Genomic DNA, 15,298 nt, shown 5'->3' on the forward strand with positions numbered 1-15,298 from the left:
ATTTAGTGCAGATCACCGAAGTCACATGTCAATCAGCGGCTATTTCTTCCGTGTGGCGTAGTAGCCCTCAACGCTATCAGGAACCTGAAAACTATAGCCTAGCAGAGTGCGCGCTGCGGTGTCGCGAGTGAAGTCGTCACCGAGCGCCGTCGGCAACGATATCTGCTGCTTGATAAGCGGTATCGTATAAACATGGTTCACGGCGCGGCGCGGCTTTTCAGTGCGGTTGACGCCTCCGGCGTGATAGAGCATGCAATCGATCACGATGAACGAACCGGCCGGTGCCGTCACCTGAATTTGGAAATCACTGACGCTGAGATCGGAGGGGAATTCCTCCTGCTTGTGCGAAGCGGGCACCACAAAGGTTGCACCGTTGTCGGTCGTGAATTGGTCAACGCAGAACAGCGCGTTGATCGCCAGCGGCCGCGTTGACGTAAAATGTTGATGTGGTAGATCGCGGTGGTAGGCGCCCTGATTGTAACGTTCTCCCAGCGGCGGATTGATAACACCGTTCTGCTGGTTCAGCATCACCGTTCCGCCGATCAGGCGCCGGCATATGTCGAGGATATTCTTGTTCATGGCCAGCTCAAGGAAGAGTGGATTCATCTGCATTAGGACGCGGATAGTGTTGTGCTCATCGATTGCGGCGAGCTCGTCGCGACCGTATTTTGCGAAGAGTTTTTCTCTGGCATTGTCGAAGGCGAGCGAAAATCGTGCCATCTGCTCTGCATCATAGCCACTGGCAACGACCGCATATCCTAGCAGTCTCAGCGACTCGCAAGCTTTGTCGATTGCAGATTCGGACCGAACCTGCTCGCGGACGCCATACCGCGGAATGGGTGACGTTTCATTCATGGGTGAGCCCTCCGATTTCTTATACAGCAACCTCTACCACCAGAGAATAAATTGCGCCAAGCCAAAACTGGTTGGCCGACGTCAAGATTACCGACACCTGGGTGAACGCAGCAAAGCGTGACTTTGGCAATCAACTCTTCGTCCGCTTAGGCGAAGGGTAATTCTGATCTTGCTAGCGGCAGGGTGTTACGCGACGGGGAATGGAGAGTTGACGGGTCGTCGGCGGGGTAATACAGCTAGCGATAGTGGTGAGGACGAACTACCTATGAAGCCTGTTATTGTTTTTGGTGCCGGCGACATCGCTGAGGTTGTCGACTACCTCTTTCATAAGACGATCGGTCGCACGATTGCCGCCTTCACGGTCGACGGCGATTACGTCAAGAGCGATACCGCGTTCGGCAAGCCCCTTGTCGCGTTCGAAGAGGTTACCGCCCGATTCCCGTCCGCCGATTATGATGCGTTCGTCGCCCTGTCATACAATAAAATGAACGTGTTGCGCGCGCAGAAGGTCGAGGCCATGCGCTCTGCCGGATATAATCTGACGAGCTATGTGAGCCCGCGTGCGACCGTGATGACCGACAGGATCGGGGAGAACTGCCTGATTTTCGAAGACAATACGTTGCAACCCTTCTGCCGGATTGGAAACAATGTGACGCTCTGGAGCGGTAACCATATTGGGCACCATTCCGTTATAGAAGATAATGTCTTCATCTCGTCGCATGTAGTGATCTCCGGTGGCGTCAAAGTGGGTCGTAACAGCTTCATCGGTGTGAACACGACGGTCGTGGACCATATCGATATCGCGCCTTTTACACTGCTGGGCGCCGGTTGCCTGGTGCAGCAGAGCACGGACGCGGAGGGCGTTTATGCGCCGACGGCTACGATTGAGAAGCGGAAGGTTCCATCCACCAGGCTGCGCAATATTTGATGGTAATGGGGAACGAATCGAAACAGGTTTGGCGTCGACTTGGTCGTGTCGTCGAACCCGGGGGTGGCTCGGACTGGTGGGTGAGCCATGCAAGCTATCCAACCGTCCTGGTCGGAGCTGACGAAAGCGTCAGCATTTTCTACTCGGTCCGCGATGCAGACAACAAATCGTCCCTTGCCCGCGTCGACATCTTCATTGACGGGGACCGGTTCGAAACAGGCGAAATCCGGGGACCGCTTTTTCGGCCAGGCCCGCGCGGCGCATTTGATGCCGATGGTGTAACCGTCACATCCCTCATTCGGCGCGGTGAACGTCTGTTTGCCTACTATCTGGGCTGGACGATTGGAGTACATGTTCCCTTCACCAACTTCATCGGCTTGGCTGAAGTGCTTGAGGACGGCACGCTGGAACGATTGAACCCCGCTCCGGTCGTCGGCAGAAGTCGAGAAAATCCATTCACGCTCGGATATCCCTGGGTCATGGAAATGGCCGGCGAATACAGAATGTGGTTTGGAAGCCACCTTTTTTGGGGCGGCAGCGGCTTGGAGATGAATCATGTCATCAAGCAAGCGCGGTCGCTGGACGGTGTCGAGTGGGAGCAGATGCCTGGCGTGGTTCTGCCTCTAGCGGGCCAGTTAGATCCTTCCGAGTTCGCGGTTTCTCGCCCAAGTGTGCTGCAGGAAGCGAATGGTATCCTTTCTATGTGGTATGCACGCCGCAATCCGAACTACTGTCTCGGCCATGCAGTCTCCGTCAACGGAGGGAAGAGCTGGCAGCGTATGGACGACCGCGTAAAAATGGAAGGGCAACCAGATCCCTGGGAACGCACCGAAATAACCTATCCGTGCGTATTCGATTTGAAGGGGAACAGGTACATGCTTTATAATGGAGATGGTTACGGGAGGACGGGCTTCGGCTTAGCCCGACTTCAAACGTCGCCATAACATCAGGCGTAAATAGGTTGACGTCTGCAAAGCAAATCGCTCAAAGGCCCAAGCAAGACTAAGTTCAGGGCTTCTGTCCCCTCAGGCAATGCGTCATCCCGAGATGGCGCGGCGGTTGAACAGGCCCCTTATCCGGCAGCGTTAAGGTTGTACGCCGGAGTCGTTCCACTTCGACCTGCGCTCCTTGTCGTGGGGCAGCGGGCAGGAACGTCAACGGAGCGGTAGTTTGAGATCTTCAGTCGCGTCACCCGCGGCCGAGTTGAAATCGCCTTTACGGGGAGATGGACCTCCAACTCCGCAACAAGGTTCCCAAGCGTTGTGAAGGCGAAGCTGGGGCCGACGGTACGAAAGCGACTCATTCCAACCATGTCTGGGCCATGGACTTCGTTGACGACCAGTTGGCCAAAGGCCGCAGTTGGCCAAAGGCCGCAAAATTCGGGCGCTGACAGTCGCCGATACCTTCTCCCGCTTCTCGCCTGCTGTTGATGCTCGCTTCAACTGCCGAGGCGATGATGTGGTTCCGACGCTCGAGCGATATGCAGGCAGGTCGGGTATCCATCCTCAATCCTTCTCAACAACGTCTTATGTGACGAAGCAGGAGTGGGAATAGGCCAACACGTCTCCATGCGTCGACTTTTGCCGGTACAGTTATATACTTTCTCCAGATGGTTTCCGCCGTCAACAGGACCGTTCCCTGCTATAGCAAACACAGGATCTACCGGCATGTAACCGTGGCCCTCATGGTCCTTAAAAAGGAATACGTGCCCAGGTGGAGGACCCGAATATTACCACAGGGTCGCACTCGCGCCCTCACGGCACTTGCAGAGAGGGGGCCTCAGACCTGGTCCCGGGTGGTTTACGAACGGCCGGTATTCTGCCTGTGCCTTGATGACAGCGGGAGCAACGCGCGCCATCCTGGCAGTAGAGTTATCATAACCTCTCCTCACTGGAGCCACGCTTGCCCGTTAAGGCTTGCGTGGGGTGACGGAATTGCGTTATGGCGGTCTGCTGGCGAGCATTTGCGGGGAACTTCGCTTGAAGGAATATATTTTTAAGTGCCCCGCATGCGGGTCGGTAGATTGTCGGGATTTACCTGTTCCCCATGCATCTCGTTCGATGGTTAGTGATGGCAAGGTTATCTCAAATCCCCTTAGGCGGGGTTCTTGTAACGACTGCGGCCATGGCTTCCACGCCCAGAATTTTTCAGAAGAGCAAATAAAAGAGATCTATAGCGCCGATTACTCGATCGGCTTACGAGACGCGATGGCGGAGGCTGCGCGCTCCGCCGAATATGGTCGACAGATAGAAGCTTTCTTGACGCATCATCTGGGCAAGGGAGGCAACTTTTCCAAAATCATCGAATTTGGATGCGGTAGCGGTACGTTACTCAATGATCTGACCAACCGTCTTGGCGCCCAAGTCGCCACTGGAGTGGAGCCTAGTTCCAGAGTAGCCGCGTATGCGCGCTCGATAGCGGGAGGTCGGATTTCCATCCACGAGGGCTTTGCCGAGCAGTTCGAGGAGAGCGCCCACAGTTATAATCTTTGCCTCTCCGTCAACGTCATTGAGCACACGCGTAATCCCCACGGTTTTCTCCAAGCATGCCGACGAGTCATTGATAATACGGGAAATATCATAGTCGTATGTCCCGATGGAGAGATAGCAGGATCGGAATTACTCTTTTACGATCATCTATCCAACTTTACGTCCGCTTCGTTGGCTATGATTGTAGCTGGTGTAAACCTCCGGATGATTGCGAACTCTCCTTTGACGGGCGGCCTGCAGGGCTTTCGGATTCACCTTTTGCGGTCGGGCGGCGGCGCCCTTGACAACCAGAGCCGCGCCTTCGGGTTTCTTTCTCAACAGCGCGCAGAATATGTGAATACCTGGAGCAGAATGCAAGATGCGGCTGATAGGGTGCTCAAAGGCTGGAAGTATGGTATCTTCGGCACGGGTGAGTATTCGGATCTTCTTCACGCCTATAGCCCCTCCGTCATCGAAAACGCCGAATTTTTTGTAAGGGATCAGCCGGTAGAGACCAATTTCTATAGTAAGCCTGTGATATCAACCAAAGATTTCCTGAGCTTTCCAAAAATGCCCCTCATCGCAGCTGTGCATGAGCGAAGTTGGCCCCTTGTTCGAGATCGTTTTAGATCGGAAGATGTCCCGATTTTTCATTCTTTGGAAATTGCAAGGCAGGATGCGATGCCATGACAGAAATTGCTCGCTACGGAGTTATTGCGACAACCGAAGCAAACGATATCTATGACGTCCTCGCGGAGGAGGTCAGGTCACTAGGTTACACAACGCTAAATTCCGGATTGACCGGCGCTCAGTTCGATGAACTCTCGCAATTGTTCAATAGATCAGAAGTACAGTACGAAATCGAGGTGTCAACCCAAGGTTATGAGCTAAGGGAGATTAATGAGCGCGATACAATCCGCCTTCTTCCAATAGTCTGCCCGAATTTCTGGAGAGTCGTTTTTCACCCGCCACTTTATCAGTTGCTGTCGCGGCTCCTCGCCAACTACTTCGTTCTGAACCAGGTGAACTGCCTGATAAACCGCGGTAACCTTAGCAAATATCATCAAGCGCAGTACCACAGAGATTTGCCGTATCAACATTTCACGAGCTCGCGCCCGCTCGCCATCAACGCACTCTTTGCGTTGGACGACTTTACTTTACTATCGAAAATGGTGCCACGCGCGTGATCCGGAGAACTCATCATCGCGAAGCGTTTCCCCTTGACGAAGTTGTTCGCCGGTTCGAAACCCGCGTTACCGTCAAGCGGGGAACGGTCATCGTCTTGAACTGCATGGTTTACCACGCTGGCAGCACAAATAGGACCGATGAAAATCGGCGCGCCATCAATCACGTCTTCACGATTCCGACGCTGCGTCAGCAGTTCCACGTTCCTTCTGTGTTGTGGGAACCTCCAGATTTTACAGACCGGCAGAAGAAAATACTTGGCTATGGGCTGGAGCAATTTCCTTCGGTGATCGATTGGCTCAAGTCGCGGTCACCGAAAGTTGCATGATTCCCATGACCCGCAAACTTTCTATCGTCACCACCTTATACCGGTCCATGGGCACGATCGAGGAGTTCATCCAACGCGCCTTGGCTGCGGGAGAGGCGGTGTCGGATGACATCGAAATTGTGATTGTCGATGATGGTAGTCCGGACGGCTCGGTGAGCATCGTTCGAAGATGGGTCGAGCTCGACCCTCGGATATCGCTGGTGTGCCTCAGCAGAAACTTCGGCCATCATAGAGCGATGTTGGTGGGGTTGGAACATGCTCAGGGTGATCTGATATTCCTGATTGACAGCGATCTCGAGGAACCACCAGAATTGCTTTCGGAAATGTCGTGTGTTTTGCGGGAAAAAGCAGTCGACTGCGTCTACGGACTGCAGGAAAGCCGGAAAGGCGGCCGGCTCGAGCGGATATCCGGACGTATATTCTATTGGCTTTTCTCTGTATTGAGCGAAGTCCGCATACCCGAAAACGTATCGACAATGCGATTGATGACCCGCCGTTATGTGGCCACCCTGCTTAATTTCCGCGACAAGAACCCGGTTTTCGTTCCACTGAGCATTCTTGCTGGTTATCCTCAGGCATCCTTCACTTTTGTCAAAGCCAGCACTTCGGATACGACCTACTCGTTGGGGCGACGGGTCGCTCTAACTGCTCTTGCTATAACGACGTTCTCCGCAAAGCCCTTGATGTTAATGCTGTGCTTTAGTCTGATAATGGCTTTCCTGGGTATTGTTTACGGCGCCTTTGTAGTTTTCCATGCGATGACTGGTCCAATTCAAGACGGATGGTCATCACTTATGGCAGTCGTCGTATTCTTCTTCAGTCTGAATGCTGTCTTTACCGGATTGATGGGCCTTTACGTGAAGCAGATATTGGAGGAGGTGAAGGATCGGCCTCGAACGATTGTTCAAGAAATTTATTCTCGACGTCATTCACAGGACTAAGCGATCATTTTGCATACTATACCTATAACAACTTATGGGGGCGGAGGCTCCTTCAGATGCGCCCTCCGCACACGATGCAAATGGGAGGAGACACGTTTTGGCTGAAGCGAGGGATGACATCCTGAAGGATGTGGCGAATTATTACGCCGGAAGGATCGCCGAACATGGCCAGACCGCAGCAGGCGTGGATTGGAACAGCCAAGCCGGCCAGTTCATGCGGTTCAATCAATTACTTAAGGTGGTCGACGCCTCGCAACCTTATTCCATCGCCGATATAGGATGTGGCTACGGTGCATTGCTCGACCACCTTGCGCAGCTAGGCCACGCTACCCGTTACGTGGGTGTTGATATCGCTCTGCCGATGATTGAAGCAGCGCGTTCGCGCTTCGCCGCATCACCGGATGTCACATTCAGGTTGGGCAAGTCGCCAGGCGAGGTCGTTGATTATTCCGTAGCGTCGGGGATTTTCAATGTGCGGCTCGGGCGAGCCGACGAGGAGTGGCTTGGGTATTTGATTGAAGCGCTGGACATGATGAACGCGACGAGCCGAAAGGGGTTTTCCTTCAATTGTTTGACGTCCTATTCAGACGCAGACCGGATGCGGAGCGATCTATATTATGCCAATCCGCTGGATCTATTTGATCTTTGCAAGCGCCGTTATTCCCGACAGGTGGCGTTGTTGCATGACTATGAGCTATACGAGTTTACGATCATCGTGAGGAAGCAGCTATGATGCTGAAGCTCGTCGTTTATGCGGCTCGTGAGATCGTCCAGCTCGTGCGTTGCTATTTTGACAATGATAGCGAGTATGATGTGGTCGCATTCTGTGGGGGGAGACACGAGTGAAAGCGATTGTTCTTGCTGGCGGCGCGGGTTCGCGCCTGTATCCTCTGACGCAGGTTTCCAGTAAACAGCTACAGGCTGTTTTCGACAAGCCTATGATTTATTACCCCCTGACCGTTCTGATTGCGTCAGGCGTGAAGGAATTCTGCCTCATTGCGACGCCGCACGACCTGCCTCGCTATCAGAATTTGCTTGGACACGGTGATCAATGGGGAGTGGCAATCCAGTATCGAGCGCAGCCGAGACCGGAAGGGATAGCACAGGCGTTTTTGATCGCGGCAGATTTCGTCGGCTCCGATGATGTGATCCTGATGCTGGGCGACAATATTTTTTCGGGCGGCGACGATTTCCCTCGGGCGGTCTCCAGTTTCACGGATGGTGCAACCATTTTCGCCTACCACGTCAAGGACCCCGAGCGCTACGGCGTGGTGGAATTCGACCAGAACGGAAAGGCGATCTCCATTGAAGAGAAGCCTCGACATCCTAAAAGCAACTATGCCGTCCCTGGCGTGTATCTCTACGATAATAGCGTGCTGGACATCGCAAAGGCCGTAAAGCCGTCTGTTCGGGGCGAATTGGAGATTACGGACATCAATCTGGAATACCTGAGGCTTGGCAAGCTGCAGGTGCGGCGACTGAGCCGCGGTTTTGCCTGGCTTGACGCCGGCACCAGTACCGCGCTCCACGAAGCTTCTTCCTACATCGAGGCGATTGAGCGACGGCAAGGCGTGAAAATCGGTTGTCCGGAGGAGGCGGCCCTGGTGAGAGAGTTCCTCAGCATCGCCCAGTTCGAAAAATTGATTGAGCGCATGCCGGCATGCGAATACAGCGATTATCTGCGCGGCGTTGCCGACGAGTGGCACAGGCTTCAGGGGATAGGTGGTGAGTAAGAAAATTCAGTTCAACCGGCCGTTCATGACCGGTAAAGAGCTATTCTATATCGCGGAAGCCAAGTTCGGCAACATGCTCGCCGGTGACGGGCCTTTTACCAAGCGCTGCCATGAGTGGCTGAAAAATCAGAGTGGATGCGCAAAACCGCTGCTGACCCACTCGTGCACCGCCGCGTTGGAAATGGCGGCTTTGCTTCTCGACATCGAGCCCGGTGACGAGATCATCATGCCTTCGTACACGTTCGTTTCGACAGCCAACGCGTTCGTGCTGCGCGGCGGCGTTCCAGTGTTCATCGATATCCGGGAAGACACTTTGAATGTCGACGAGCGTCTCATCGAGGCGGCCATCACCTCGCGCACTCGCGCCATCGCTCCGGTTCATTATGCGGGTGTGGCTTGCGAGATGGACGCCATCATGGGCATTGCCAAACGACATGGTCTTAAGGTCGTGGAGGATGCGGCACAGGGCGTGATGGCAGCTTATAAAGGCCGGGCGCTCGGCAGCATTGGCGATCTCGGGGCTTACAGCTTTCACGAAACCAAGAATGTAATTTCAGGGGAAGGCGGAGCCCTGCTGGTGAACGACCCCGCTCTGGCGGTGCGCGCCGAAATCATCCGTGAAAAAGGCACGGACCGTGGTCGCTTTTTTCGAGGCGAGGTCGATAAATACACCTGGCAGGAGGTGGGCTCTTCGTTCCTGCCGGGCGAGTTGATTGCTGCTTTCCTGTGCGCCCAGCTTGAAGAAGCCGAGCGCATCACCAGTCACCGCTTGGGCATTTGGCAACGTTACCACACGCTTCTTGAGCCGCTGGAGGATAGAGGATTGCTTCGCCGGCCCATCGTGCCGGCTGATTGCCAGCACAATGCCCACATGTACTACGTGTTGCTGTCGCCGGAAATCGATCGTCAAAACGTGCTCAACGAGTTGAAGAGGAACGAGATTTTCTCGGTGTTCCATTATGTGCCCCTGCATTCGTCGCCAGCCGGGAAACGGTATGGCCGCACGCAGGGCGGCTTGGAGGTGACCACGATGCAGTCGGAGAGGCTGGTGCGTTTGCCGCTGTGGGTTGACCTGACCGCCGAGCAGCAGGAACAGGTCGTCAAGGTTTTGAATAATGCCATCGGCTGACCGATCAACAACGTCGACCGGAATGAAAATTCTGGTCACCGGCGGAGCCGGCTTTATCGGTTCGGCGGTTATCCGCCACATCATCCAGAATACCGGCGACCTGGTCGTCAATGTCGATAAGCTGACCTACGCCGGGAATCGCGAAAATCTGCGCGAGGTTGATAACTCCGACCGCTACGCGTTCGAGCAGGTCGATATCTGCAATCGCGTCGAATTGGAACGGGTATTCGCTCAGCACCATCCCGACGCCGTCATGCACCTTGCGGCAGAAAGCCACGTTGATCGGTCCATCGATGGCCCTGCGGCCTTTATCGAGACCAACATCATTGGCACCTATACCTTGCTCGAGGTTGCTCGAGCTTATTGGCAGGGACTGGATGCAGAGCGTCGGCAGGCCTTCCGGTTCCATCACATCTCGACCGATGAAGTTTACGGCGACCTGCCTCATCCGGCCGATACCGTGGATGCCCACCGCCACCTCTTTACCGAAAACACTGGTTATGCCCCAAGCAGCCCATACTCGGCGAGCAAGGCTAGTTCCGATCATCTGGTTCGCGGCTGGATGCGAACATATGGCCTGCCGGTGCTGGTGACCAACTGCTCCAACAATTATGGCCCTTATCATTTCCCGGAGAAGCTGATTCCCCTGGTAATCCTCAACGCATTGGAGTGCAAACCTTTGCCCGTCTACGGCGCTGGCGATCAAATACGAGACTGGCTCTACGTTGAGGACCACGCGCGTGCCCTTTACAAGGTGGTCAGCGAAGGCCAGGTCGGAGCGACCTACAATATTGGTGGCCACAACGAAAAGCGAAATATCGAGGTGGTTCAAATCCTCTGCGACGTTCTGCAGGAACTCGCTCCGCTGGCTTCTGGGTGCGCCGTTAAGGAATATCGCGCCCTCATCACCCATGTGGGAGATCGGCCAGGGCACGACCGTCGCTACGCGATCGACGCCAGCAAAATTCAGCGCGAGCTCGGCTGGCGACCGGTAGAGACTTTCGAAACCGGCATCCGGAAAACCGTGCAGTGGTATCTCAACAACCTCGACTGGTGCCGTCGCGTACAAGATGGCACTTACCAGCGCGAGCGTCTGGGGCAGTTCAGAGATTGCCCAAGGCCAAGTGATTTCGGCGGCTTATGACTCTGCGAAGAATAGATGGAGATCACAATGGCTGGACTGAAACTAGCCGGCGGAATTATGTCCGTCGGACGAGCCGGTACGCAGGCGATGGTACAGACTGCGAATGGGATTGTTGCATCGTTCATGCCTGCACCACGCCGTCTGGGCCGCTCAAAGCCTTCGAGCGCAAGCGTCCGTCACGCAGGTCCCACGAATTGCGCCTGCTGTGGATCGGCCAAACTGTCGAAGCTCGGCGAGGAGATTACCAGACCCTTAAGGTCGTCCCACGTCAGTGGGAGGTCATCCAGACGGTGCGGGGGAGAAGTTCACCTGCCGCGAGTGTGAGAAGACGCCCTGCGTTGACCACGTGGGACCAAGCATGGCTTCCAGTCGCCGTGTTTGTCTTGACGTTCACAGCCGCCGCCACAAAGTCAAGTATACCAGGAACGACTACAGCGCAGTCGCCGTCGCCCAATCTGGGCCGCAACGCCTCGCGATCGAAATGAGATATCGAAATGGTCTACGCATTCAGTGATGGTAACCCGCTTTACGAGTACTTGGTGTTTGTTCTCGTTCTTTTGGCATCTATCGCCGCGTTCAATGCCGGGCCAATTCTTCGACAAGCAGACGGCATCACCCATCGAATAGCTGAGTTCTCCAGGCGCCGGCGGGCGCTGTCGGAGCACGGCTTGACTGCCGATCTCAGACGCATCGACCTATTCCGAATCATCGTCGGGGCCTTGGCGACAGTCCGATATGGTGAGATGCTGATGATGGCGATGTCGGGCACCAACCTCACTGCGACGGCTTTGGCAGCCGGCGCGACGCTTGTGGCGGCATGTGTGACGGTTGGTTTCTTAACGCCCGTCTCCGTTTTCGTCTTGATGTCGACATCCAATATCATCTTCGACAACTACCTGGGCGCATCGACGCTTGGGACCATGGTGATGTCGATCTGCCTGATGATCGTTCTCTTAGCGCCTGGCGGGCTGACATTGTCCATCGATGCAGTTTTGGTGAATAAACGGTGGATCGGGCAGCTGATCCGAAAACTCCGCGCCTTGACCGGTCCCGCCAGTGAGGATCGCATCCTCGTCGCCAAACTGTGCGGCCTGTTCGCCTATTTCTGCGTCTGCCTGTACTCGGTTGCATGGCACACGACCGATGAAGCATGGATGTCCGGGCTGATCATCTCTTGGGTCATGCTGTCGCCGGCGGCAAACCCCGACCTTTTCAGCCATATGTGGAGCTTCTATAACGTATTCCCCTGGGGCTTTGTCGCGCTCGGAAAGTTCACCATTGCCGGAATGTTCGCTTGGTACGTGCTGACGCTTCCGGGAATTTTCATGGGCCGATGGGTCCGGATGTTCACGATCATCTGGGGCCTATTGTTCTTTCTGATCAGCGCGATCGTCCTTCCCCTCCAGTATCTCGGTTGGTATGAGCTGGCCTTCTGGTCCCTGCTATTCGCCCATTCGAACATCCCAGACCGTTATATCAGGCCAGCTTCGATCTCCCCCCATGATCTCGCCAAGGGGAAAGTGTCTTCGCCTTTCTTCGCCGGAACGATCGTGACGCTTCTTGTCCTTGCGATAGCCTTTCTTGTAAGGCTCCCGATCGGCACGACAGACCCCGATGCGCGGCCGATCGCCGGCATGTCAAAGAGCATCTTCGGATCATCGGCTATGGCGTTCGGTATCCACAAGATCAACGTTTTCAACTTCCAGGATCTGGCAGTCTTCCGGTTCGGCAGCACCATGTATTTTTACCCCGATGGCGCTGACCTGACGTCACCGTTTCCCCTCGTTGAGGAGGATGTTGATGGCGTCCCCTTCAACTATAGCGACCAGGAAAACTATTTCCTGACGAGCCACATGCGGCGAATGTCGAGGATGAACTTCGGATGCGATCGAGAGATGGCGAAAGCAACCCTCCCGACATACGCCACAATCTCCCGGACGGCGGCCGGCGAAATTCCGGAGCAAGATGTCGTGCTCGAGTTCCGAATTACTTCATGGCCATCTGCAAAGGATCTGCGATCCTATTCCGCCTTGGAGTTCCAAACCTGGCCTCTCTGCCGATATCGTTTGAACCTGCGCGATGGAACGCTCAAAGACTTCGCGTTTGTGCAGTCTGGATTGGATGAGGCCATCAGGCAGAAGGGATTTCCGCCAATCTTGAATGCGCGATACGCCGAGGCCGCGGCCGGCTTCCCATGCCGTTATGCAGCAGCGTTTACCTATATCACCGGAGGACCGCAGCCCTCGGACGAACAGGGTAAGAAATTTACCGACGCCGTGCTGCAATTGCCGGTCGATGAGTTCGGACGGTTCCCCGGCGACTGCTTCCTTGACACATGGAAGGTGATCAACGACCGCCCAGACCTGTTTACCGGAAACAACATTACGATCACCCAAGAGAATTGCGAGCTTGGGGTAGAGTTCCTGCGGCGTCTTCAGCAATCGGTGTTATCGGACGCTGCTTTGACGGCGGAGATAGGTGCTGGCCTGCAACGCGCCGAGAGGGCTGCTTCGGAAAAGAACACCACGCGGTGCCTGAATGCCGCATTTGAGAGCTGGAAGACGTACTGGTCCAGTGTCGCAAATATACCGGATGGTCTAGTCGAACAGAGCCTCAACGAAACAAAGTCGCTGAACCAGCATGGGGCGCGAGTCAGTGGGCAGGCTTTCCAATAAACCCCCGCAGGACTGAATAGGTAGTCCTGATCACTCGGCAACGAGCCACGCGTTAGTTCTGCGTCGGGTTAAGGCCTGCTGACATGCCGCCGTCAAAGTAGGCCATTTGGACCTGGAATTTTCCACTTATGATCCCTGGTGGGAAGAAGAGGAGAATTCGATGAAGGCTTCGAAGTCTTCGGAAGTGCAGATCGCGTTCGTGTTGAAGCAGGCAGAGGATGGCACGCCGATCGGCGAGATCTGCCGCAAGGCAGGAATTTCGGACGCGACGTTTACAACTGGCGCAAAAATACGCCGGCCTGATGCCCTCGGAGATGAAGCGTCTTCGCCAGCTCGAAGAGGAGAATGCCAAGCTGAAGCGGATCGTGGCGGACCTATCATTGGACAAAGCCATGCTCCAGGACGTGCTGTCAAAAAAGCTATGAGGCCTGCCCGCAAGCGCAAGCTTGTCGACACGGTCAAGGCGGACTGGAAGGTCTCGATCGGCGCGCATGTTCGGTGTTGAAGATCGATCGGTCGCCGTATATCTACAAGTCTAGGCGCGGCGAGCAGGCCGAGTTGAAGCTGAAGATCAAGGACATCTGTCAGACACTGGTGCGCTACGGCTATCGGCGTGTTCATGTCATGCTCAGACGTGGCGTACGGCCTGTCAATCCAAAGCGAATCTATCGCCTTTACAAGGAGATGGACCTCCAGCTCCGCAACAAGGTTCCGAAGCCACGGGTCAAAGCGAAGCTGCGGACTGACCGTACGGAACCGACCCATTCCAACCATGTCTGGGCGATGCATTTCGTTCACGACCAGTTGGCTACCGGCCGCAAGATTAGGGTTTTGGCAGTCGTAGGATTGGCGTAGAGACTATAACGAGTTCCGGCCACATAGCGCGATCGGCAACAAGGTGCCGATTTCGCTCGTGAACGGCTTATCGGCACCCCCGCCGAACTAAGCCGTGGACTCGTTATGGCGGAGAGTGAGGCGAACACAAGCCAGCTTGGTCATAGCAAGAAAATTCGTGCCGAGTTTGTCGTAGCGGTTGCAATCCGTCGGTAACATTTCAGTTTACTGAAGAATCGCTCAATGAGGTTCCGCTTTTTGTATAGCCATGGGCTGAAGACGAGCGTTATCTTGCGGTTGGATTTTGGCGGAATGTTTGCCCAAGAGCGCTTGGTTCTCACCTTCGCGCGGAGCCAATCGGCGTCGTAGGCTTTGTCTGCGAGAAGCAGGGCATCCAATGGAAGATCATCGAGCAGTTCGCTAGCCGCAGTTAGATCATGGGCATTACCAGGTGTAATGGCGATCTTGATTGGCAGCCCGTTTCCATCAGTAACGGCATGGATTTTGGTGGTAAGACCACCGCGACTTCGCCCAAGGTAGCGATCCTGATGGGTCGCCCTGAGCGTTGCCGCTATGATGAACACGAACTGAAGTGCCGTCGATCATCGTGACGCCCGTCATCCGAGGGGCGCGTGACTGCGTCCAGCAACCCGTCCCAAATTCCGGCAATCGTCCAGCGCCTGAAACGATTATAGCACGTTGTGTATGGTCCATATCTTTCCCGGACATCACGCCAAGGGGCACCGGATCGTAGAACCCAAAAGATGCCGTTCAGCACCCGTCGGCCATCGACGCGAGGCACGCCTCGCGGCTCTAGATGTTTGATCCCAGGCTTTGATGGGGCATTCTTGTCTTGCGAATCAAAGGATGCGCTATGGGCCAGGTTCTTCATGGGAGCGCCACGACGACAGAGGCAGTCCGTCGAGCGATACAGCATAGTCAAGAGAGCCTGAGGACGCTTTCGAAGCGTTACGGGATCAATCAGAAGACCGTTGCCAAGTGGCGGAAGCGGACCTCAGTCACGGACCTTCCGACCGGCCCGAAGGAACCGAGATCGACAGTTCTCTCGGTCGAGGAA

12 protein-coding genes and 5 pseudogenes are annotated in these 15,298 nt (G+C 55.2%); 15 read left to right on the forward strand and 2 right to left on the reverse strand.

Annotated elements, in window-relative coordinates:
* Positions 1 to 39 precede the first annotated feature (39 nt).
* Positions 40 to 855, reverse strand: coding sequence for a phytanoyl-CoA dioxygenase family protein (locus AC1D3C_RS04025; protein ID WP_477481966.1), 816 nt, complete (start codon positions 853 to 855; stop codon positions 40 to 42).
* A 265-nt stretch (positions 856 to 1,120) separates the two neighbouring features.
* On the opposite strand from AC1D3C_RS04025, the gene AC1D3C_RS04030 reads away from it, so the two are divergent.
* The 14 genes and pseudogenes from AC1D3C_RS04030 to AC1D3C_RS04095 all read left to right on the forward strand — a co-directional run.
* The gene (locus AC1D3C_RS04030; RefSeq protein ID WP_477481967.1) at positions 1,121 to 1,783 is read left to right on the forward strand and encodes an acetyltransferase; all 663 of its coding nucleotides are present in this window, start codon (positions 1,121 to 1,123) and stop codon (positions 1,781 to 1,783) included.
* A gap of 80 nt (positions 1,784 to 1,863) precedes the next feature.
* The gene (locus AC1D3C_RS04035) at positions 1,864 to 2,727 is read left to right on the forward strand and encodes a glycoside hydrolase family protein (RefSeq protein WP_477481968.1); all 864 of its coding nucleotides are present in this window, start codon (positions 1,864 to 1,866) and stop codon (positions 2,725 to 2,727) included.
* Between the two features lie 981 nt (positions 2,728 to 3,708).
* Positions 3,709 to 4,941, forward strand: coding sequence for a class I SAM-dependent methyltransferase (locus tag AC1D3C_RS04040; protein WP_477481969.1), 1,233 nt, complete (start codon positions 3,709 to 3,711; stop codon positions 4,939 to 4,941).
* A complete protein-coding gene (locus tag AC1D3C_RS04045) occupies positions 4,938 to 5,438 on the forward strand; it encodes a phytanoyl-CoA dioxygenase family protein (protein WP_247036960.1) in 501 nt (166 codons plus the stop codon). The genes AC1D3C_RS04040 and AC1D3C_RS04045 overlap by 4 nt, the downstream gene beginning before the upstream one ends.
* Complete coding sequence (locus AC1D3C_RS04050; protein ID WP_477481970.1) at positions 5,435 to 5,764, forward strand: phytanoyl-CoA dioxygenase family protein; 330 nt, start codon at positions 5,435 to 5,437, stop codon at positions 5,762 to 5,764. Before AC1D3C_RS04045 ends, AC1D3C_RS04050 begins: the two co-directional genes overlap by 4 nt.
* A complete protein-coding gene (locus AC1D3C_RS04055) occupies positions 5,761 to 6,705 on the forward strand; it encodes a glycosyltransferase family 2 protein (RefSeq protein ID WP_293405637.1) in 945 nt (314 codons plus the stop codon). The genes AC1D3C_RS04050 and AC1D3C_RS04055 overlap by 4 nt, the downstream gene beginning before the upstream one ends.
* A gap of 97 nt (positions 6,706 to 6,802) precedes the next feature.
* A complete protein-coding gene (locus AC1D3C_RS04060; RefSeq protein ID WP_247036966.1) occupies positions 6,803 to 7,438 on the forward strand; it encodes a class I SAM-dependent methyltransferase in 636 nt (211 codons plus the stop codon).
* Positions 7,439 to 7,547: 109 nt separating this feature from the next.
* Positions 7,548 to 8,438 (forward strand): glucose-1-phosphate thymidylyltransferase RfbA, encoded by an 891-nt coding sequence (gene rfbA, locus AC1D3C_RS04065; RefSeq protein ID WP_247036969.1) that lies wholly within the window; start codon positions 7,548 to 7,550, stop codon positions 8,436 to 8,438.
* Positions 8,431 to 9,567, forward strand: a complete 1,137-nt coding sequence (gene rffA, locus AC1D3C_RS04070) for a dTDP-4-amino-4,6-dideoxygalactose transaminase (RefSeq protein ID WP_247036971.1) — start codon at positions 8,431 to 8,433, stop codon at positions 9,565 to 9,567. Before rfbA ends, rffA begins: the two co-directional genes overlap by 8 nt.
* 22 nt (positions 9,568 to 9,589) lie before the next feature.
* Positions 9,590 to 10,711: a dTDP-glucose 4,6-dehydratase gene (rfbB, locus tag AC1D3C_RS04075; protein ID WP_477481971.1), complete on the forward strand. Its 1,122-nt coding sequence runs from the start codon at positions 9,590 to 9,592 to the stop codon at positions 10,709 to 10,711.
* Between the two features lie 126 nt (positions 10,712 to 10,837).
* Positions 10,838 to 11,066: pseudogene (locus AC1D3C_RS04080) on the forward strand (IS66 family transposase zinc-finger binding domain-containing protein); the annotation flags it as partial.
* A gap of 139 nt (positions 11,067 to 11,205) precedes the next feature.
* Complete coding sequence (locus AC1D3C_RS04085) at positions 11,206 to 13,386, forward strand: hypothetical protein (protein ID WP_477481972.1); 2,181 nt, start codon at positions 11,206 to 11,208, stop codon at positions 13,384 to 13,386.
* Between the two features lie 160 nt (positions 13,387 to 13,546).
* Positions 13,547 to 14,229, forward strand: a pseudogene (locus tag AC1D3C_RS04090) (transposase); the annotation flags it as partial.
* 28 nt (positions 14,230 to 14,257) lie between these two features.
* Positions 14,258 to 14,332, forward strand: a pseudogene (locus tag AC1D3C_RS04095) (hypothetical protein); the annotation flags it as partial.
* Here AC1D3C_RS04095 and AC1D3C_RS04100 read toward each other — a convergent pair.
* Positions 14,329 to 15,046, reverse strand: a pseudogene (locus AC1D3C_RS04100) (IS5 family transposase). The pseudogenes AC1D3C_RS04095 and AC1D3C_RS04100 sit on opposite strands and share 4 nt — an antisense overlap.
* A 48-nt stretch (positions 15,047 to 15,094) precedes the next feature.
* On the opposite strand from AC1D3C_RS04100, the pseudogene AC1D3C_RS04105 reads away from it, so the two are divergent.
* Positions 15,095 to 15,298, forward strand: a pseudogene (locus tag AC1D3C_RS04105) (IS481 family transposase); the annotation flags it as partial.

The sequence above is a fragment of the Neorhizobium sp. P1_A6 genome (genome assembly GCF_056406795.1).

Excerpts from the sequence above, each read along its gene's own strand:
- AC1D3C_RS04025 (WP_477481966.1), bottom strand. The coding sequence starts at position 855 with ATGAATGAAACGTCACCCATTCCGCGGTATGGCGTCCGCGAGCAGGTT.
- AC1D3C_RS04030 (WP_477481967.1), top strand. The coding sequence starts at position 1,121 with ATGAAGCCTGTTATTGTTTTTGGTGCCGGCGACATCGCTGAGGTTGTC.
- AC1D3C_RS04045 (WP_247036960.1), top strand. The coding sequence starts at position 4,938 with ATGACAGAAATTGCTCGCTACGGAGTTATTGCGACAACCGAAGCAAAC.
- AC1D3C_RS04055 (WP_293405637.1), top strand. The coding sequence starts at position 5,761 with ATGATTCCCATGACCCGCAAACTTTCTATCGTCACCACCTTATACCGG.
- rfbB (WP_477481971.1), top strand. The coding sequence starts at position 9,590 with ATGAAAATTCTGGTCACCGGCGGAGCCGGCTTTATCGGTTCGGCGGTT.
- AC1D3C_RS04085 (WP_477481972.1), top strand. The coding sequence starts at position 11,206 with ATGGTCTACGCATTCAGTGATGGTAACCCGCTTTACGAGTACTTGGTG.